The sequence below is a fragment of the Vibrio sp. B1-2 genome, assembly GCF_963888445.1.
In the GTDB taxonomy this organism is placed as follows: domain Bacteria; phylum Pseudomonadota; class Gammaproteobacteria; order Enterobacterales; family Vibrionaceae; genus Vibrio; species Vibrio anguillarum.
The window spans coordinates 274,723-294,037 of sequence record NZ_CAWPJH010000011.1 but is presented as its reverse complement, the minus strand read 5'-3'; the positions used below and the strand labels follow the sequence as shown (position 1 = coordinate 294,037).

16 protein-coding genes and 1 pseudogene are annotated in these 19,315 nt (G+C 44.9%); 12 read left to right on the top strand and 5 right to left on the bottom strand.

Going from position 1 to position 19,315, the window contains the following annotated elements; all coding sequences use genetic code 11:
• The first annotated feature begins 47 nt into the window (after positions 1–47).
• Together AACQ75_RS06290 and AACQ75_RS06285 are read left to right on the top strand one after the other, a co-directional pair.
• Complete coding sequence (locus AACQ75_RS06290) at positions 48–1,082, top strand: extracellular solute-binding protein (RefSeq protein WP_026027330.1); 1,035 nt, start codon at positions 48–50, stop codon at positions 1,080–1,082.
• A gap of 125 nt (positions 1,083–1,207) precedes the next feature.
• A complete protein-coding gene (locus tag AACQ75_RS06285; protein ID WP_013856881.1) occupies positions 1,208–2,245 on the top strand; it encodes an extracellular solute-binding protein in 1,038 nt (345 codons plus the stop codon).
• 31 nt (positions 2,246–2,276) lie between these two features.
• On the opposite strand, the gene cobB is transcribed toward AACQ75_RS06285, so the two are convergent.
• From cobB to AACQ75_RS06270, 3 genes are all read right to left on the bottom strand, one after another.
• Positions 2,277–3,014, bottom strand: a complete 738-nt coding sequence (gene cobB / locus AACQ75_RS06280) for a Sir2 family NAD+-dependent deacetylase (protein WP_013856880.1) — start codon at positions 3,012–3,014, stop codon at positions 2,277–2,279.
• A 169-nt stretch (positions 3,015–3,183) separates the two neighbouring features.
• Positions 3,184–4,404, bottom strand: a complete 1,221-nt coding sequence (locus AACQ75_RS06275) for an ammonium transporter (RefSeq protein WP_019281009.1) — start codon at positions 4,402–4,404, stop codon at positions 3,184–3,186.
• A gap of 345 nt (positions 4,405–4,749) precedes the next feature.
• A complete protein-coding gene (locus tag AACQ75_RS06270) occupies positions 4,750–6,339 on the bottom strand; it encodes an ABC-F family ATPase (protein ID WP_017042874.1) in 1,590 nt (529 codons plus the stop codon).
• 236 nt (positions 6,340–6,575) lie between these two features.
• On the opposite strand from AACQ75_RS06270, the gene AACQ75_RS06265 reads away from it, so the two are divergent.
• From AACQ75_RS06265 to AACQ75_RS06225, 9 genes and pseudogenes are all read left to right on the top strand, one after another.
• The gene (locus tag AACQ75_RS06265; protein WP_170888421.1) at positions 6,576–7,211 is read left to right on the top strand and encodes a response regulator; all 636 of its coding nucleotides are present in this window, start codon (positions 6,576–6,578) and stop codon (positions 7,209–7,211) included.
• An 8-nt stretch (positions 7,212–7,219) separates the two neighbouring features.
• Complete coding sequence (locus AACQ75_RS06260) at positions 7,220–8,839, top strand: MASE1 domain-containing sensor histidine kinase (protein WP_170888420.1); 1,620 nt, start codon at positions 7,220–7,222, stop codon at positions 8,837–8,839.
• An 87-nt stretch (positions 8,840–8,926) separates the two neighbouring features.
• A complete protein-coding gene (gene uhpC, locus AACQ75_RS06255) occupies positions 8,927–10,258 on the top strand; it encodes an MFS transporter family glucose-6-phosphate receptor UhpC (protein WP_069212172.1) in 1,332 nt (443 codons plus the stop codon).
• 126 nt (positions 10,259–10,384) lie between these two features.
• The gene (locus tag AACQ75_RS06250; RefSeq protein WP_013856874.1) at positions 10,385–11,419 is read left to right on the top strand and encodes an ABC transporter substrate-binding protein; all 1,035 of its coding nucleotides are present in this window, start codon (positions 10,385–10,387) and stop codon (positions 11,417–11,419) included.
• Between the two features lie 109 nt (positions 11,420–11,528).
• Positions 11,529–13,625: an ABC transporter permease gene (locus tag AACQ75_RS06245; protein ID WP_029388220.1), complete on the top strand. Its 2,097-nt coding sequence runs from the start codon at positions 11,529–11,531 to the stop codon at positions 13,623–13,625.
• Between the two features lie 17 nt (positions 13,626–13,642).
• Entirely contained in the window at positions 13,643–14,698 is a 1,056-nt protein-coding gene (gene fbpC, locus AACQ75_RS06240; RefSeq protein ID WP_017044718.1) for a ferric ABC transporter ATP-binding protein, read from the top strand.
• Positions 14,699–14,966: 268 nt separating this feature from the next.
• Positions 14,967–15,554, top strand: a complete 588-nt coding sequence (gene mobA / locus AACQ75_RS06235) for a molybdenum cofactor guanylyltransferase MobA (RefSeq protein WP_170888419.1) — start codon at positions 14,967–14,969, stop codon at positions 15,552–15,554.
• Positions 15,551–16,063, top strand: a pseudogene (gene mobB / locus AACQ75_RS06230) (molybdopterin-guanine dinucleotide biosynthesis protein B); the annotation flags it as partial. The gene mobA and the pseudogene mobB, both read left to right, overlap by 4 nt.
• 198 nt (positions 16,064–16,261) lie before the next feature.
• Positions 16,262–16,537, top strand: coding sequence for a DUF2960 domain-containing protein (locus tag AACQ75_RS06225; RefSeq protein ID WP_026027239.1), 276 nt, complete (start codon positions 16,262–16,264; stop codon positions 16,535–16,537).
• A gap of 79 nt (positions 16,538–16,616) precedes the next feature.
• On the opposite strand, the gene nagK is transcribed toward AACQ75_RS06225, so the two are convergent.
• Both nagK and AACQ75_RS06215 read right to left on the bottom strand, forming a co-directional pair.
• Positions 16,617–17,528: an N-acetylglucosamine kinase gene (gene nagK, locus AACQ75_RS06220; RefSeq protein ID WP_017047631.1), complete on the bottom strand. Its 912-nt coding sequence runs from the start codon at positions 17,526–17,528 to the stop codon at positions 16,617–16,619.
• Between the two features lie 156 nt (positions 17,529–17,684).
• Positions 17,685–18,416 carry a tRNA-uridine aminocarboxypropyltransferase gene (locus tag AACQ75_RS06215; RefSeq protein ID WP_017042509.1) on the bottom strand — a complete coding sequence of 244 codons (732 nt, stop codon included), beginning with the start codon at positions 18,414–18,416 and terminating at the stop codon, positions 17,685–17,687.
• Between the two features lie 92 nt (positions 18,417–18,508).
• On the opposite strand from AACQ75_RS06215, the gene AACQ75_RS06210 reads away from it, so the two are divergent.
• Positions 18,509–19,300, top strand: a complete 792-nt coding sequence (locus tag AACQ75_RS06210) for a sterol desaturase family protein (RefSeq protein WP_170888418.1) — start codon at positions 18,509–18,511, stop codon at positions 19,298–19,300.
• The last annotated feature ends 15 nt before the right edge of the window (positions 19,301–19,315 follow it).

The window sequence follows — 19,315 nt, the reverse complement described above, 5'->3', positions numbered from 1 at the left end:
TATCTAACGCCTAAAAATAGGCAACGTTTGGTTTGGAGCTAACGTCAATGAAAAAATGGGCTACTCTATTAGCTGGTAGTGCATGTGCGCTTTCTTTGTTCTCTGGAGCAGTAACAGCGGATGAAAACAAGGAACTAGTATTCATGAACTGGGGGCCGTACATTAACAGTGGTCTTCTAGAGCAGTTTACGAAAGAGACCGGCATCAAGGTCATTTATTCAACTTATGAATCGAATGAAACCCTGTATGCAAAGCTAAAAACTCACAACCAAGGTTATGATCTTGTTGTTCCATCCACCTACTTCGTTTCTAAAATGCGCGATGAAGGTATGTTACAAAAGATTGATAAGTCTAAATTAAGCAACTTTAAAAACCTTGATAACAACTATTTGAATAAACCTTACGATCCAAATAATGATTATTCAATTCCACACGTGGTTGCTATCACTGGGCTTGCGGTTAATACCGATATGTATGATCCCAATGATTTCCAAAGCTGGGGTGACCTATGGAACCCAGAGTTGAAAGGCCAGCTAATGTTGATGGATGATACTCGTGAGGTATTCCACATTGCCCTTCGTAAGTTAGGTTACTCAGGTAACACTACGGATGAAAAGCAAATTGATGAGGCCTACGCTGAGCTGCAAAAACTAATGCCCAATGTATTGGTATTTAACTCAGATAACCCTGCCGCTCCTTACCTCTCTGGTGAAGTTGGCTTAGGTATGCTTTGGAATGGCTCTGCAGCAGCGGCGCAAAAAGAAGGCTTGCCAATTAAGCTTGTTTTCCCTAAAGAAGGCGGTATTGGTTGGGTTGACAACTTTGCTATCAGTTCTGGTGCCAAAAACGTAGAAGCCGCACATATGATGATCGACTTCTTGCTACGTCCAGAAATTGCAGAACAAATTTCTCGCGACACGGGTTATTTAACTGGCGTGAAAGCGTCTAATGAGAAATTTAAAGACAGCCCTGCTCTTTTCCCATCTCAAGATGATTTAGATCGTGTTGAATGGCAATCTGCCGTTGGTGAAAAAACTGTGCAGTATGAAGATTACTTTATGAAGTTAAAAGCGGGTCAATAATTCCGCAAAAAGTATGAAATAGGCAGCACTAGCTGCCTATTTTCGTTAAAACTGGTATACTTTGCACTTTCGTATCACGCACCCTTGCCTAGTTAAGCTTTGGCACCGACTAAAATGGAAACGTAATGAAAAGCACACTGTATGCTGGCGCTATTTGCGCAGCAACTCTATTCACTACGCCTGCAATGGCTGCAGATCAAGAGCTTTATTTTTACAACTGGTCTGAATATATCCCCCACGACGTTCTCGAAGATTTCACCAAAGAGACAGGAATTAAAGTCATTTACTCAACCTATGAGTCTAATGAAAGCATGTATGCCAAGTTAAAGACTCAAGGTTCCGGCTACGATCTTGTCGTGCCATCCACCTACTTTGTTTCTAAAATGCGTAAAGAAGGCATGTTGCAGGAGATTGACCACGCTAAGCTTTCTCATTTTGCTGATCTTGATTCTAACTATCTCAATAAATCGTTCGACCCAAACAACAAATTTTCTATCCCTTATATCTGGGGCGCAACGGGGATTGGTATTAATACCGATATGCTTGATAAATCACTGATCAAAAACTGGGGCGACTTATGGGATGCCAAGTGGGAAGGTCAGTTGATGATGATGGACGATGCTCGTGAGGTGTTCCATATTGCACTGAGTAAGCTTGGTTACTCACCTAATACGACGGATCCTGACGAAATTAAAGCGGCCTATGAAGAGCTTAAAAAACTGATTCCAAACGTGTTAGTGTTCAACTCCGACTTTCCCGCAAACCCTTTTTTAGCGGGTGAAGTTTCTTTAGGTATGTTATGGAATGGCTCGGCGTATATGGCCCGCCAAGAAGGTGCTTCAATTGACATTATTTGGCCAGAAAAAGGCGCGATTTTCTGGATGGATAGCATATCCATTCCGGCCGGAGCCAAAAACGTTGATGCGGCTCATAAGATGATTGATTTCTTATTGCGCCCTGAGAATGCAGCAAAAATCGCATTAGAAATTGGTTACCCAACTCCCGTTAAAACAGCCTATTCACTGTTACCCAAATCTTTCGCCAATGATCCTAATATCTTCCCTCCACAATCTGTTATGGACAGCGGGTTTTGGCAAGATGAGGTGGGAGAAGCGAATGTGTTGTACGACGAATACTTCCAGAAGCTCAAAGTAAATAATTGATCATATTCAATGTTTAGATAACACGCCTACTCTAGGCGTGTTTCTTTTTTGGCATTTCTAACCCTAATATCTCTTCCACTAACCGCGGAACTTCAATACTGGCTTTACCGTAGCGTTTTTCCTCAAACTCACTTTCAACGGCACTCGGTTCTAAGTTGATCTCAATGGTGTGCGCACCATGCATTCTGGCATCATGAACAAAGCCTGCAGCAGGATAAACAACGCCCGATGTACCGATAGAGATAAAAAGATCAGCCGTCTCGAGTGCTGAATAAATATCGCCCATGCGCAGTGGCATTTCGCCAAACCAAACAATATGAGGTCGCATTTGAGCTGGAATTTGACAGCAATGACAAAGCTCTCCGCTCAGAATGTCGTCTTTATGCTCTATTACTTGGTTAGAAACGCTGCAGCGTGCTTTAAGCAGCTCACCGTGCATATGAATCACCTGTTTGCTACCCCCCCGCTCATGAAGGTTATCGATATTCTGCGTAATAATCGTTACGTTTCCCTCTAGCTCTTGCTCTAATTTACCAAGCGCGATGTGGGCGGCATTAGGTTGTATTGATTCAGATTGGAGTTTTCGACGACGCTGATTATAGAAATCCTGTACGAGATCGGGATCACGTGCGAAACCTTCAGGGGTCGCGACATCCTCTATTTTATGGTTTTCCCATAACCCATCTTGAGCACGAAATGTTTTGATGCCTGATTCCGCTGAAATGCCTGCCCCCGTGAGGATCACGATATTCTTGTAAGGGAAATTCATACTATGTCCTTATTGCACGCTTTTTTGCTAGCTTAGCACCGATGCAATAACAACAGTAGTTTTGAGGGTTAGACCATAGTATAAAATGGCCATTGATTGCTTATTTTCTGTGACATAAACCGAGCTATGAAATAGACCGAAGTACCCCGCGACTTCGGTCTATATGTAATCAATCTTCGTTAATGGCGGAGATTTTATGAATAGCCAAATCCGCGCCGTTAAATTCGTCTTCTTCAGATAAACGCAATCCAGTCAATACATTGAGAGAGCCATAAACGATTGCGGCACCTAATACTGCCACTGAAATACCCAATAAGGTTCCTAGTAGTTGAACGGCGAGGCTGACACCACCTAGGCCGCCGAGTGATGATTGGCCAAAAATACCAGCGGCAATCCCGCCCCATGCACCACAAACACCATGTAATGGCCATACACCTAATACATCGTCTATTCTAGTTCGGTTTTGTAGTTGAGTGAACAACCAAACAAATAAAGCACCCGCTACCACTCCCGTCACTAAGGCACCCAGTGGGTGCATCAAGTCCGATCCTGCACACACCGCGACTAATCCCGCTAGAGGACCATTGTGGATAAAGCCAGGGTCATTTTTTCCGACAATTAACGCTGCTAAAATACCACCAGTCATGGCCATTAAAGAGTTCATCGCGACTAATCCACTAATTCCATTTAATGTTTGCGCTGACATGACGTTAAAACCAAACCAGCCCACACAAAGAATCCACGCGCCCAATGCTAGGAACGGAATGTTGGATGGAGCAAAGTTGGTGTGCTTTCCTGCACGTACTCTTCCCTTACGCATTCCTAGAAACATGACGGCGATGAGTGCAATCCATCCGCCGACCGCATGCACGACCACAGAACCAGCGAAATCGTGAAAAGCAGCACCGAATTGAGCTTCAAACCAGCTTTGCACGCCATAATTGCCATTCCAAATCATTCCCTCAAACAGCGGATAAACAAACCCAACGGTGAAAAAAGTAGCAATGAGAATGGGGTAAAACCGAGCGCGCTCGGCAATGCCTCCAGAAACGATAGCAGGAATAGCGGCGGCAAACGTCAATAGAAAAAAGAACTTAACTAGATGATAGCCGTTCCCTTGGGCAAGGGTTTGTGCATCAGCAAAGAAATGAGCGCCGTAGGCTATCCAGTAACCGATAAAAAAATAGGCGATCGTAGAAATACCGAAATCGGCGAGAATTTTTACCAGCGCGTTCACTTGGTTCTTTTTACGCACAGTCCCCACCTCAAGAAAGGCAAATCCGGCGTGCATTAAAAACACCATGATTGCACCGAGCAGCAAAAATAGCGTATCAGAACTTTGAGTCAGGGCTTGTACGGCACCTTGAACCTGACTTACGGTTTGAGTCATCTTAGCGATTCTCCATTGAAATGTTGTGCACCAATCCTGTGCTACTTGATTATTTTCTCACCAATATAGTGAGTTATTGGTATTGAACAGCCTTAAAGCAAAATACATTCCAAAATAAACAAATGAATCAATAACTTTTCAATATCAAATAACTTATTGAAATAGAGTGAATTATATAAATATCAAGGGAGTTGTTGCATGATGGAAGAATAAACGCATTCATAAGAAGCGCACCAAATTGGAACATGTGCTCCATTTCAATGCACTCTATTTTTGGCTCGTTCCAGATTGCAGGCATTAAAAAGGCCTCCCGCAGGAAGCCTTTTCTTAAGAGTAAACCGTGGATCAGTTTACGCCACGAGATTTCAAGAATTCAGCATAAGTGCCTTTGAAATCGGTCAGTTTGTTATCACGAATTTCAATGATGCGCGTTGCCAGTGAATCCACAAATACGCGGTCGTGAGATACGAAGAACAGAGTCCCTTTGTAGTTCTCCAACGCCGTGTTGAGCGATTCGATCGATTCCATGTCCATGTGGTTGGTTGGCTCATCCATCAACAGCATGTTTGGCTTATGCATCATTAGTTTACCAAGCAACATACGACCTTGTTCACCACCAGAGATGACCTTAACAGATTTCTTGATGTCATCTTGGCCAAACAACATGCGCCCTAAGAAGCTGCGGATCACTTGCTCGTCATCCCCTTCTTGACGCCATTGGCTCATCCAGTCAAACAGGTTCATATCTTCGGCAAAATCGTGCGCGTGATCTTGAGCGTAGTAACCAATATTTGCGTTTTCAGACCATTTATAGCTGCCGCTACGAGGCTCAAGTACACCTGCTAAGGTGTTAAGCAGTGTCGTTTTACCGACGCCGTTTTCACCAATGATCGCTACGCGTTCGCCCACTTCAAAAATGGCGTTGAAGTTACTGAACAGATCGTTTTCAAAACCTTGGCTAAGGTTTTCAACTTCTAACGCGTTGCGGAACAACTCTTTCGATTGTTCAAAACGAATGAAAGGGTTTTGGCGGCTAGACGCTTTAACTTCGTCCAATTGGATCTTGTCAATCTGCTTAGCTCGTGACGTCGCTTGCTTCGCTTTAGATGCGTTCGCAGAAAAGCGTGCAACGAAAGTTTGCAGTTCAGCAATCTGTGCTTTCTTCTTGGCATTATCAGAGAGCAGACGAGCACGCGCTTGCGATGCCGCTGTCATGTACTCGTCATAGTTACCCGCGTAAAGACGTAGTTCACCATAATCCAAGTCAGCCATATGTGTACATACGCTGTTTAAGAAGTGACGGTCGTGCGAGATGATGATCATGGTGCAGTTACGTTGGTTTAGTGTATCTTCTAGCCAGCGAATGGTATCCATATCCAAGTTGTTGGTTGGTTCGTCAAGCAGCATGATGTGTGGTTCAGCAAACAAAACTTGCGCCAATAGCACACGCAGTTTCCAACCTGGTGCCACTTCGCTCATCAAACCAAAGTGCTGTTCAAGAGGAATGCCCACTGCAAGCAACAATTCACCGGCTTTAGACTCGGCCATGTAGCCGTCCATTTCCGCGAATTCAGTTTCGAGATCCGCAACCTTCATGCCATCTTCTTCGGTCATTTCAGGCAGAGAATAGATACGGTCACGTTCTTGTTTAACTTTCCACAACTCTTTGTGGCCCATGATTACCGTGTCGATAACCGTGAACTCTTCGTAAGCGAATTGATCCTGATTCAGTTTCGCCACACGTTCGTTAGGATCATAGCTAACGTTACCACTCGAAGGTTCAAGCTCTCCGCTTAGAATCTTCATAAATGTTGACTTACCACAACCGTTAGCGCCAATCAGGCCATAGCGATTACCTTCGCCAAACTTAACGGAAATGTTTTCAAACAGAGGCTTTGCGCCAAATTGTTGAGTGATATTCGCGGTGGAGATCAAAACCAGTACCTTAATAAATGTGAATTGTATAAAAAACTGCGCAACGTTACTTGTTCAAGGCTCGAACTGCAAGCGATGTTTTTGTTTCACTGCCCTCGTAGTGCGAGTAACTCGCTCATTTAATGCCTACCTGCCACTGATCATAAGTTTCGAGAGAGCAATCACATCCCCTGCGCTGGTTTTTGATACTTATTGATACATCTGCGACTATCACTGCAAACCTATAGGATACCCGTATGATTTCAGTTGCTTTGGTGGATGACCACCTCATGGTTCGCTCTGGTTTTGCACAACTGTTATCGGTTGAACCAGACATTCATGTCCACAGTGAGTATGGTAGTGCGCGCGAAGCATTTCGTGCGCTGGTGAACGCTTCTATCGATGTGGCAGTTATCGACATTTCAATGCCCGACGAAAGTGGGCTTGTGTTGTTAGAGAAACTGCGCCGCGCTCAGCCGGACTTTAAAGCCATCATTCTCTCTATTTATGATTCAGCGTCCTTTGTCAGTAAAGCGCTAGAAGCTGGCGCTTGTGGTTATTTATCAAAACGTTGTGGGCCTGGAGAGTTAGTGAGCGCCATTCGTACCGTAGCTAATGGTGATCGCTATTTGTGTGCCGATGCCTTAATTAACCTAAGCAATGCTTCAGGTACGCCATCTGTCCTTGAAGGGTTAACTAAACGCGAAAGAGAGGTGTTTGATCACCTGATTTTAGGCAAAGACGTCAAAGAGATTGGTTACGATTTATCAATTAGCCACAAAACGATTCACGTGCATCGGGCAAATATTTTAAGCAAACTGGGGCTTACCAACAATGTGGATCTCATCCGCTTTGCTATTACTCACCAACTGTTGGTTACCGAGACGTTATAGAAGCGATTATGCATTTTCATCATCGATTTTCTGAAGCTTTACCTCGGTTGTCTCTCTCCTCTGGCTTTAGCTATGCATTTGCATGCGTTTTGTATTCAATTGGTTGGTTTTGTTTATGGAACATCAGCCGCTACTTAACTCCTGATTTATTGCTGGCTGGTCTGTTTTTGCCCACAGGCTTAAAGCTGGCCACACTCGCTCTTGCACCACGTCGTTTTTGGCTTGGGATCACTTTATGCGAAATGGCTATAGTGGCGTTGCTCGGGCATGTGTTGGCTATCGCTGCTCATGAATATCTATTACTGCTGTTTGCATTGATCGCTTATTGGCTGGCGATTGCCTTTCAATCTCTCTGGATATCACTACACGTTTATTGGAAAAAACTGTTGGCGCTTACCGGGTTGACGGTCGTTTACGGCATCTTATGTGGAAGCTCGGTTTTGCTGTTGGTCAAACCGCTCAACCTCGAACTGCATTACGTGGCACAAGCGACCGTTTCAGCTCTGACCGGCGGTATACTGCTCACTCCGTTCTTATTTCTCCTGTACGATTATCTACATCAGCAGATCTGGAGACCACTGTCACCCGATCTCATCCATCAGGACGTAACACTTCGCCCCTCTGCGTTGCTGTGGTGTTTGCTTTTTTTTAGTGGCGGATTGATCGCGGAGTTAACCTTGCTAGAGCAGCTCAAACCGATCGCCCTGCTCATTTTCCTGCTTCCCAATATTTTTATGGCTTATAAATACGGTTGGCAAGGCGGCGTATTGGCTAGTCTAATGAACAGTATTTTGCTTGCTACGGCACGGCAAATGACAGGTTCATTTGAATCCGATATTGAACTACAAAGTTTTATAGCGACGCAGGCTTTTGTTGGTTTAGGGCTTGGTATCGCGATTAGCCGTCAATATTTCTTGGCGCAACGCTTAGCTAAAATTAACCAAAAGCTGGCAATCGAACTCGCGAACAAACAGCAACTGGCTCGGCAATTAGTCAAGGTTGAAGAGCAAATCCGAAAATCAGTTGCACGCGAACTGCATGATGAAATTGGCCAAAATATCACCGCGATACAGATCCAATCCATGCTCGCTAGTCGCTTGGCACAAAATGAAAAACAAACCAACATCGCTGAGACGATCAACACGCTCGCGCTACGAATTCACTCATCGACACGTCAATTATTAACCGAGCTTCGCCCTCATGTGCTTGATGAATTGGGGCTTGAGAGCGCAATTCGGCAGCTTGCAAGTGAAATGAAATTTGCGGAACGACACGTCGATTTTCGTCTGAATTTCGGAATTTTTGCAGAGCGTTTAGATGACATTACGGCCGTTACACTGTATCGAATTATTCAAGAGCTGCTTAATAACGTGTGCAAACATGCACAAGCATCAGCCGTGCAATTAAGCCTTGTTCCCGGTGACATGTTCAGTGTCGAGCTGCGTGATGATGGCATTGGTTTAGCTTCCGATTGGCGCAGCAAAGGCCAAGGCTTACTCGGCATCGAAGAACGCGTCAGCGCACTGGGTGGCACATTTTTAATTGAATCGCAGCGTAGCCAAATACCGCTTGGGACGCGCATAACTGTTAACTTGCCCACAAAACCGCTCACAATATCAACAAACTAGGAAAATTTCCTAGTCACTTATAACTTTGTCTCATTCATTTGGTGAATCACTCCGATACCATCTCTTAGCACTAGGGAGAAACAAAGCATGCTGGGTTTTCTGATTTCAAAACCGACATCAGCACCTATAGAACCACAGGACATTGATGCAACCTATCGTTACTGGCGCTTGCATTTAATGTTATCGATGTACGTCGGCTATGGGGTGTTTTATTTCACACGCAAAAGTCTCAATTTTGCCATGCCTGCGATGCTCACTGATCTCGGGCTTGAACATTCCGATGTTGGTCTGCTTGGTACGCTCTTTTACATGACTTACGGTTTGTCAAAGTTTGTTTCTGGCATGGTCAGCGACCAATCAAAACCGAGTTACTTCATGGGTTTGGGGCTGGTTGCAACGGGCGTAGTTAATGTGCTGTTTGGTTTGAGCTCTTCCCTAGCCGCATTTACCGTGCTTTGGACATTGAACGCTTTTTTCCAAGGTTGGGGATGGCCGCCGTGCGCTAAATTGCTCACCACTTGGTATTCCCGATCTGAACGTGGGTTTTGGTGGTCTATCTGGAACACTTGCCACAATTTAAGTGGCGCACTCATTCCGATCAGCATTGGTTTTATCGCTGTGACTTTTGGTTGGCGGTACGGATTTATTGCACCGGGTTGCTTGGCGATCATCGTTGGTTTAGTGCTCTGCTTTCGCATGCAAGATAAGCCCACAACGTTAGGGTTACCCCCAGTGGGTGAGTGGCGTAACGATGAATTAGAAAAGCGCCATGAGTCTGAAGGTAAAGGGCTGCCATTTCGCCAAATTTTAAGTCGTTACGTGCTAGGGAATAAGTACATTTGGCTGTTATGTAGCTCCTATCTACTGGTGTATGTGGTGCGTATCGCGCTAAATGATTGGGGTAATTTATACCTCACTGAACGGCATGGTTATGAGCTTTTTTCGGCCAACGCTGCCGTATCAATGTTTGAAGTCGGAGGATTTTTAGGATCGCTATTTGGTGGTTGGGGCTCGGACAAATTTTTTAAAGGCAATCGAGCGCCGATGAACTTGATTTTTGCGCTAGGCATTTTCATTTCAGTGGCCGCGTTATGGCTAACACCGATTGACAACTTTGTGGTGTTGTCGGGCTGCTTCTTTTCCATCGGATTTTTTATTTTTGGTCCGCAAATGATGATAGGAATGGCCGCCGCTGAATGTTCGCACAAGGATGCGGCTGGAACCGCGACCGGTTTTGTCGGCTTATTTGGCTATCTTGGTGCAGCGTTAGCCAGTTACCCATTGGCTGTCATTATTGAACAATTTAGTTGGGAAGGATTTTTCAGTGTCATTACCCTCTCAGCCGCACTGATTGGATTACTGATTTTGCCCTTTTTAAAAGCGCAGCAGCGTGCAGGGAATGCCGTCACTATGTCATAACCTTTCCTCACGTTGTTTTCTGATTTCGCTGTGTCATGCAGCAAAAACGAAATCACAGGAATGTGATGAAACTTAACGCTGCCCTACGTCTACGTTAAGTAATGAAAATAACAAGAGGAAACAGACATGAAAGATAGATTACCTCGCAGTGTACTTGCTACCTGCATTCTCGGTGCTTCGCTTGCCGCGCCTCAAGCATTTGCTGAAGGCCGACTCGTGGTTTATTGCAGTGCCACTAACGCCATGTGCGAGACAGCGACTAAAGCATTTTCTGATAAATATGACGTAAAAACCTCTTTTGTTCGCAATGGCTCTGGCAGCACGCTGGCCAAAATCGAAGCAGAGAAGAAGAACCCACGCGCGGATGTTTGGTATGGCGGCACGTTGGATCCTCAATCACAGGCGGGTGAAATGGATCTCTTACACGCTTACCAATCCCCGCAGCTTGAATTCATTATGGATGGATTTAAAGATCCAGCGAAACGCAAAGGGAACTACTCTTCGGCCGTTTATATGGGTATTTTAGGTTTTGGGGTGAACACTCAACGTTTGGCTGAAAAAGGATTACCGATCCCGCGCTGCTGGAATGATTTAACCAAACCTGAATACAAAGGAGAGATTCAAATCTCTGACCCACAAAGTTCAGGAACAGCCTACACCGCATTAGCCACCTTCATTCAACTTTGGGATGAAGATAAAGCCTTTGATTATTTCAAAGCACTCGACAAAAACGTCTCTCAATACACCAAATCAGGTGTTACCCCTTCACGTAACTCAGCGCGTGGTGAAATTGCGATTGGTATTGGTTTTTTGCATGACTACTCACTCGAACAATCGAAAGGAGCACCGCTGGAGCTGATTTCTCCTTGTGAAGGTACAGGTTATGAAATTGGTGGTGTGAGCATTATCAAAGGGTCGCGTAACCTTGATAACGCGAAACGGTTTGTTGACTGGGTCATGTCAAAAGAAGGACAAGAGCTGGCATGGAAAGAAGGTCAATCTTTCCAAATTTTAACTAACACTCAAGCGGAACAATCCCCCAACGCCCTCGACCCTAAAAAGTTAACCTTGATCGACTATGACATGGATACCTATGGCTCCTCTGATGAACGTAAGCGATTGATTAATAAGTGGGTTAATGTCGTAAAAATGGGTGAATAGCCAACGCATTCCCTTATCTTAGCCTCGATGGGCAGTGCCTACTGCCCTTTTTATAAAGCCAATACCAGGCTTATCACCGTGTGGCTACAAACAACTTTGGTACAGAAAAATGAATGAATTTACAGCAGGCACTGCACCACATCGGCCGCTAAAAACCTCGCATAGGGACCCAATTTTTTATTGGATCCTGACGTTATTGTGTGCGTTTGTGCTGTTGCCCTCTTTTGCACTTGATTACGGAGTGTTTGATTCAACATCGCAAGAGTTTTATGCCGCTATGGGTTGGAGCCGTGCCAATATTTCTTGGTTATGGTTTGCGCTTCCGGGTGTACTTCTCATTCGCCCTTGCTATGCAGGTAATAAGTACGCCAAACACCGTCACTATTTTGATATCGGTTATTCAGCGGCATGCATGTTTTTCGTGTTGGTCAGCTCTTGGTATACCCAGCAAGGTTTAGGTTATTCAACCATTGCACTATTTATTGCCTTAAGTGCTGTCATGACATTGGCATTGGCTCGTCTTGAGTTTTTGGGCGGTGACAGCTTCGTGATTGGTGCTCTGATCTCGATTGTTCTCTTGATCACGATTTTTATTATCTTTCCGAGTATCGCCATCTTTGTACCGATGTTCCAAGATGAAATGGGGAACTTTGTTGCGTGGCAATTCATTGAAATTTTGAGCCGAGCGCAGATCATACAAATTGTTTGGAACTCCGTACTGCTTGGCGTATCTGTGGGTATAGGTGCCACTTTCTTTGGTTTGATCTTTGCTATCTATACCACACGCATTGCCACTCGCTCCGCTTTCATTGCGCGAATTTTTTCTATTCTTCCCATTGTGACTCCCCCTTTTGTCGTTGGGCTTGGGGTGACTTTAATGCTTGGGCGCTCCGGTTATATCACCGAACTCATGGTGGATTGGTTTGGGTTACAACAGACAAACTGGCTGTATGGTTTTACAGGCATTTGGATGGCACAAGTGCTCGCCTTTGCTCCTATGTCATTCATGATTTTAGATGGCGCGATGAAATCCCTACATCCATCATTGGAAGAGGCGTCCTACACGCTGCGTGCTAATCGTTATCAAACTTTTTTTAAAATTGTCATGCCATTGCTCAAGCCTGCTTTGGCCAACAGTTTCTTAATCATCTTTGTCCAATCACTGGCCGACTTCAGTAACCCGCTTGTACTTGGGGGCAGTTTCGATGTGTTAGCCACTCAGATTTACTTCTACATCGCAGGAGCTCAATTAGATTACGCTTCCGCCAGCACACTTGGAGCCGTCTTGCTGCTATTTTCGTTGGCGATCTTTGTTGTCCAATATCTGTGGATAGGAAAGCGTTCATACGTCACCATTTCCGGCAAATCATATCGTGGCGATGTGCAAGCGCTGCCTACCTTACTTAAACATACGGTTTCGGCACTGCTCTATTTTTGGATGGCATTTAACATCTTGCTTTATGGCAGCATCATCTTCGGCAGCTTCACCGTGAACTGGGGTGTAGATTACAGTTTAACGCTTAAAAACTATATTCATCTGTTTGGCATGGGAATGAGTGAAGGTGCTTGGCCATCACTTATCACGACGATGATTTATGCCGGCGTTGCAGCGCCATTAACCGCCTTCTTTGGTCTGTTGATTGCGTATATCGTTGTCCGTCAGCAATTTTACGGTAAGAAAGTGATTGAGTTTGCAACCATGCTTTGCTTCGCCGTTCCGGGCACGGTTGCGGGGGTATCTTACATTCTTGCATTTAATGATGCGCCTATTTACCTCACCGGTACCGCGGCCATTGTTGTGATTTCCATGGTGATGCGTAACGTGCCAGTAGGCATTCGCGCAGGTATTGCAGGGCTAGGCCAGCTTGATAAATCGCTCGATGAAGCGTCACTTAGTTTGCGGGCTAACTCCTTTAAAACCATTACTCATATTCTGTTGCCGTTATTACGACCAGCAATTCTCTCAACACTGATTTACAGCTTTGTTCGAGCAATGACGACCGTCAGCGCCATTATTTTCTTGGTGACGCCAGAAACACGGGTGGCAACGTCTTACATCCTGAATCGTGTAGAAGATGGTGAGTATGGCGTTGCGATCGCATATGGCTCGATTTTGATTGTTGTGATGTTGGCTATTATTTTAATTTTTGATTTTATCGTTGGCGAGGCACGTGTTTCTCGTTCTAAAGCCAATAACCAAGAATAACCGTTGGAGATATCACCATGGAAAATGAAAACTTTGTTGTTTTAAAGAATGTCTGCAAGCGTTTTGGCGATAAAACCGTCATTGGTAATTTGGATTTAGAAATCAAAAAAGGCAGCCTTGTAACACTGCTCGGCCCTTCAGGATGTGGAAAAACGACCGTGCTGCGTTTGGTCGCAGGGCTCGAAAAACCAACCAGCGGCCAAATTTTTATTGATGGTGAAGATGTCACGAGTACCTCCATCCAGCAACGTGACATCTGCATGGTGTTTCAATCTTACGCTCTGTTTCCTCACCTTTCTTTACATGACAACGTAGGTTATGGCCTAAGAATGATTGGCTTGAGTAAAGATGAAGTGAAACAGCGAGTGGATGAAGCCTTGAAATTGGTTGATTTAGAAGGCTTTGGGGAACGTTACGTTGACCAAATTTCCGGAGGTCAGCAACAGCGAGTAGCACTCGCTCGCGCGTTGGTGCTTAAGCCTAAGGTATTGCTATTCGATGAGCCGCTCAGTAACTTGGACGCCAATTTAAGACGCAGCATGCGTGAAACTATTCGAGAGTTGCAACAGCGTTTTAATATCACCTCTTTGTATGTGACGCACGATCAGGCTGAGGCCTTTGCCGTTTCTGATACTGTGATTGTGATGAAAGATGGCGACATCATGCAGCAGGGCTCACCAACTCAACTGTATAAGCACCCAACCTCGATGTTCATGGCCAACTTCATGGGCGAAGCCAATATTTTTGAGGGTCAATATGATGGTGAATACCTGATCATCAATGGCTATAAGATCCCCGCTAATGATGACAGTGTCACGGCTTTGCCTGCGGGGAATTATCAAATTGGTGTTCGACCAGAAGCTATTTTGCTCTGCGCGGACGGTGATGCCTGCCAACAGTGTCAAATTACCAGTATTGCTTACATGGGGTCGATGTATGAAGTGTTGGTTAAATGGCACAACAAAGAGCTGTTACTGCAACTCAACTCGTCACAATTTGACCCCAGTTACGCTGATCACCCTTACCTGACGATCAACCCCGTGGGGTTATTCCTACTACCTGAAGATGCATAATACTGCCTAGCTTGACCAAACGCCTCCAAACTAATGGAGGCGTTTGTGTCTTAGTGAGAGCAATGAACAACTTAACGAGAGCAATGAAAAAGATCCACCCGCGCAAGTGAGATTGGTTATAATCATCAGCCAGTTAGCACCAAGGCATGAGTTGGGTTATCATCCTTACCTTGGTTTGTCGCCACTAAAAATGGGCGAGTGATGCTCAATCAATGAGTTTAACTTGTCTGTACGGCGCTCTTCTCATCGCACAATTAAGAGACATTTCATGTTACTTCCCACACAAACAAGTTGGGTTATTTTAGCGGGTGGGCAAGCCAGCCGTATGGGTGGACAAGACAAAGGGCTGATTGAACTCAATGGCCAACCTTTGATTCAACATGTCATGAATAAGCTTAAGCCGCAATCTACTAGCCTGACGATTAACGCTAATCGTAACCATGCACAGTATCGTCAGTTTGCGCCTGTCATTTCCGATACCATGGCTGATTACCCTGGGCCACTCGCTGGAATTCAGGCAGGGTTAACCCATGCACAAACCGATTGGGTCGGATTTGTCCCTTGCGATTGCCCGTTGATCAATGACGATCTTGTTGCGCGTTTTTGTCATGCTGCTCAAGACTCGCATGATATTTTAGTCGCCCATGATGGTCACTTCGCTCAACCCGTATTCACCCTTATTCACCAACGTGTGCAGCCAACACTGACTGCATTTTTAGAACGTGGCGAGAGAAAAATCACCCGTTTTTATCAAGAATGCCACACAGATTACGTTGACTTTAGCGACTCGCCAAACTGCTTTTTGAACCTCAACACGCCTCAAGATCTGGCACAATTTGGAACTTTGACATCATGAAATATCAAGCGCCTTCATGCCCTTTACTTGGTTTTGCGGCCTACTCTGGCACAGGAAAAACGACCCTGCTTGAAGCCTTATTGCCCAAGTTAAGGGCAGCAGGCCTAACATTAGGCGTACTTAAGCACGCGCACCACGATTTTGATATTGATAAACCAGGTAAAGATAGCCATCGGCTGCGTAAAGCGGGGGCAAGCCAGATGTTAGTTGCATCGCGCTATCGTCATGCCATGATGACTGAGACGCCAGAAGCCGAACCCGATTTCGAATATCTTTTGTCTCGCTTTGATTGCGATAAACTCGACGTAATTTTAATTGAAGGGTGTAAAAACCTCACCTTTCCAAAAATTGAATTGCACCGTGCTGAAGTGGGTAAACCTTGGCTATATCCAAATGATGAAAATATCATCGCTATCGCCGCGGATGAAGTTGTGAAAAGTGCTTTACCACAGATGAACATCAATGATCTCGATGCAATAACGGCGTTTGTGATTGAATATGTACAGCGTTGTAAATGAAATATCCTGCGCTATTTCGGTGGTGAAAGCGTGACAATTATCCCACTTAAAGGCAAAATCTAGCCCATTACATGTTGGTTAGTCATGTTTCAGCGCTACCAACGCCCCCATTTTCAATTGGTTGATAGTAAGCGATCAGCCTTTGTTTATTTTCCCGAAATTGGGAATGACGATTTTAGAGAGATGATCATGGCTCGCACCATTTTGTACACTTACAAAAATGAAGATAAAACGCTGACTTTTTCTTACGAAAAGCATCACAACATTCAAGAAGCAGTAGCCGAAGCAGAAGGTATTGATATTACTGATTTTTTAAAAATGGAACAGCAGCTGGAAATGATTTCTGACGCAAAAGCGGTACGCAATTACCGCGATAACCACTTTAAAAAGTTAGGTTTTAGCAAGCTAACACTGCAACAAAAAGAAAACGTAGGTGTGGGTAAAAAAGGTGCTAACACCAAATAAACAGAACTTAGGTTAAAGAGTTAACTTTTGACTGATATAAAAAAGGGCCCGTTTGATTATAGGCCCTTTTTGTTTGATTTTATGATTTGATATTAAGGAAAGCCGCACCACGTACGCCGCCTGAATCACCATGTTTTGCTTTGATGATCTTCGGACATTTCGCGACAGAAAGCAGGTATTTCGGTACGCGTTTAGGCATCTCTTGGTAGATCAATTCAAAGTTTGATAAACCGCCACCGAGTGCAACAACGTGTGGGTCATTGGCTGTGAAAATGTTGGCAAAACAGATGGCAAGTAGTTCCATAAAGCGCTCAACATGCTCAACGGCTTTCGCTTCACCTGCTTCATTGGCGTGAATGATATCAATCGCTTTTTTGTGCTCGCCATAATAGTGCTCGTACAATAGCTCAAAACCGCGGCCAGAGAGATAACTGTCTAAGCATCCTTTCTTGCCACAACCACAGCCGAGCATCGGCGCGTTATCACCAAGATGTAACCATGCATCAAGAGGCAGACGCATATGACCAAACTCCCCTGCGACGTGGTTACGGCCAGAGAACACTTTCCCTTCATAGATAAGGCCGCCACCAAAACCTGTGCCGAGAATTAGGCCCATAACCGAAGGCTCATTTTTCAGCTCATCGTCCCATGCTTCAGAAAGCGCAAAGCAGTTTGCATCGTTTTCAATCTTCACGCTGCGGCCAATTTTTGCTTCTAAATCAGCGCGTAACGGCTTGCCTTTTGCAGCAGGAACGTTGACGGTTAATACCGTAGCATCATCAGCATCTTCCATACCTGGTAGGCCAAGGCCTATTTTGCCTTCCACACCCAATTGCGCGTCATATTTACTCACCAACTGCGCAATGGTTTCAACTAGCAGATTGTAGTCGTTTGTTGGGGTAGGAACGCGCTCCGTTGCTACGCGTTCTAACTTCTCATTAAACGCACCAAACTCAATTTTAGTGCCACCGACATCAAAGCCGTAGTACATGCAATCTCTCCTAAAATTTGCTCATCAATGAGCTAAAAATAAAACTTTGGGCATTATCCACAGAGCTCAGCCTACAATCCGTGACCGAGTACCAATTTATCTGGTCTATAGGTTCGATTGAACAATTACTCATCACCGAATCGATCAACTTTAGAGTCACGTCTCGCTTTGCTGCTGGTCGATGAAACGTTTCAAGACTGGCCTGCTCAAATCATGCTTTAGGCGGGTTTTGCTCAGCAAGTAACTTTCTCGAAACACTTCAAACCATTGGCTTAATAGCAGAGAGGCTTGATGCTCACCCACTTCAGCCAATACCAACGACGCCACTTCAGCCGTTGATAAATGCTGCTCATTATCAGATTTACGCATCATATATTGCGATACGCTTTTAGGTGCGATAGACATCACCGGAAGCGCATCCAAATAAGGTGATTTGCGAAACATTCGTCTAGCCTCGCGCCAGCTTCCATCAAGCAATATCAACAGTGGTTTGCGTTTATCGTGCGCGCTGGGAGGGCTTTGCATTACTCGAGGCTTTTCATCCACATACTCTTCGGGAAAAATGACGACTGGTTGATAGGCGGGGTTATTCAACAGTGCTAGCATTTCCGCGTGAGGTTCGGTGCGATTCCACTGATAAACATAAGTTTCTTTAATCACATCGGCAATTAGTCGACCAGTATTACTGGGTTTAAATACTTCATTTTCAGAAACCAGCAGTAATACTGCGATATCCGTATCCATATCCGGTTGATGGCCGCATAAGCAGTATTGCGTGGCGACCTGACAATAGGCGCAACGTTCAACTTTCGCACCACGAGCTTGAAAAGGTTTGGTCGATAACGCTAAGCGATGTTGGAACAAATGGTTAAATGCGTGGATTCTCATAAATCAGGGCGGCAAGCTGGAAAGTGCTGCCGATTGTACTTACAGTACAAGCAGATTCCTAGCACAAGACCATTGAAGATGAGCCATTAAGCATGAACCTGAACCCTGAATTGATCCGTTTGAGCATATTTTTCGCTGTATTTATGCTTTGTGCGCTGTGGGAATGGTCTTGCCCACGTAAAACACTCACCCAAAGTAAAGCCACTCGCTGGCTGAATAATTTAGGTTTGGTTGGTTTAAATAGCGTGTGCTTATCGCTATTGATGCCAGTGTTAGCCATTGAAGCGGCTTATTGGGCGCAGCAAGACTCGATTGGTCTTTTTAATTGGGTGGATTTACCACAAGTGGCTGAAATTGCGCTGTCAGTTATTATTCTTGATGGCGTGATTTACGCCCAGCATGTGCTTTTTCACTTCTCTCCTTGGTTATGGCGTTTACACCGCATGCACCACGCTGACCAAGATATTGATGTGACCACTGGCTCGCGGTTTCACCCACTTGAGATGATCCTCTCTTTGTGGATCAAAATCACTTGCGTGATCATTTTGGGTGTCAGCCCATTCGCGGTATTGATATTTGAGGTTGTGCTCAATGCGAGCGCGATGTTTAACCACAGTAACGCCAAATTACCGTTGAAAATGGACCGTTGGCTTCGCTGGTTGGTGGTGACACCTGACATGCATCGGGTGCATCATTCAGTCATTGTGCGAGAAACTCACTCCAATTTTGGTTTTTTCTTGTCATGTTGGGATCGGCTATTTCGTACTTATCGTGCGCAGCCAGAATTGGGCCATAAGCAGGTCATTATCGGCCTACCACTCTTTCGAGCGAAGCGTGAGCAGTGGTTGGATAAAATGCTTACCCAACCATTTAGAAAAAAGTGACAACGTCATGAAAAT

What these genes read in the sequence shown, in the direction of transcription:
- AACQ75_RS06290 (WP_026027330.1), top strand. Translation starts at nt 48, where the DNA reads ATGAAAAAATGGGCTACTCTATTAGCTGGTAGTGCATGTGCGCTTTCT.
- AACQ75_RS06285 (WP_013856881.1), top strand. Translation starts at nt 1,208, where the DNA reads ATGAAAAGCACACTGTATGCTGGCGCTATTTGCGCAGCAACTCTATTC.
- cobB (WP_013856880.1), bottom strand. Translation starts at nt 3,014, where the DNA reads ATGAATTTCCCTTACAAGAATATCGTGATCCTCACGGGGGCAGGCATT.
- AACQ75_RS06275 (WP_019281009.1), bottom strand. Translation starts at nt 4,404, where the DNA reads ATGACTCAAACCGTAAGTCAGGTTCAAGGTGCCGTACAAGCCCTGACT.
- AACQ75_RS06265 (WP_170888421.1), top strand. Translation starts at nt 6,576, where the DNA reads ATGATTTCAGTTGCTTTGGTGGATGACCACCTCATGGTTCGCTCTGGT.
- AACQ75_RS06260 (WP_170888420.1), top strand. Translation starts at nt 7,220, where the DNA reads ATGCATTTTCATCATCGATTTTCTGAAGCTTTACCTCGGTTGTCTCTC.
- uhpC (WP_069212172.1), top strand. Translation starts at nt 8,927, where the DNA reads ATGCTGGGTTTTCTGATTTCAAAACCGACATCAGCACCTATAGAACCA.
- AACQ75_RS06250 (WP_013856874.1), top strand. Translation starts at nt 10,385, where the DNA reads ATGAAAGATAGATTACCTCGCAGTGTACTTGCTACCTGCATTCTCGGT.
- AACQ75_RS06245 (WP_029388220.1), top strand. Translation starts at nt 11,529, where the DNA reads ATGAATGAATTTACAGCAGGCACTGCACCACATCGGCCGCTAAAAACC.
- fbpC (WP_017044718.1), top strand. Translation starts at nt 13,643, where the DNA reads ATGGAAAATGAAAACTTTGTTGTTTTAAAGAATGTCTGCAAGCGTTTT.
- mobA (WP_170888419.1), top strand. Translation starts at nt 14,967, where the DNA reads ATGTTACTTCCCACACAAACAAGTTGGGTTATTTTAGCGGGTGGGCAA.
- AACQ75_RS06225 (WP_026027239.1), top strand. Translation starts at nt 16,262, where the DNA reads ATGGCTCGCACCATTTTGTACACTTACAAAAATGAAGATAAAACGCTG.
- nagK (WP_017047631.1), bottom strand. Translation starts at nt 17,528, where the DNA reads ATGTACTACGGCTTTGATGTCGGTGGCACTAAAATTGAGTTTGGTGCG.
- AACQ75_RS06215 (WP_017042509.1), bottom strand. Translation starts at nt 18,416, where the DNA reads ATGAGAATCCACGCATTTAACCATTTGTTCCAACATCGCTTAGCGTTA.
- AACQ75_RS06210 (WP_170888418.1), top strand. Translation starts at nt 18,509, where the DNA reads ATGAACCTGAACCCTGAATTGATCCGTTTGAGCATATTTTTCGCTGTA.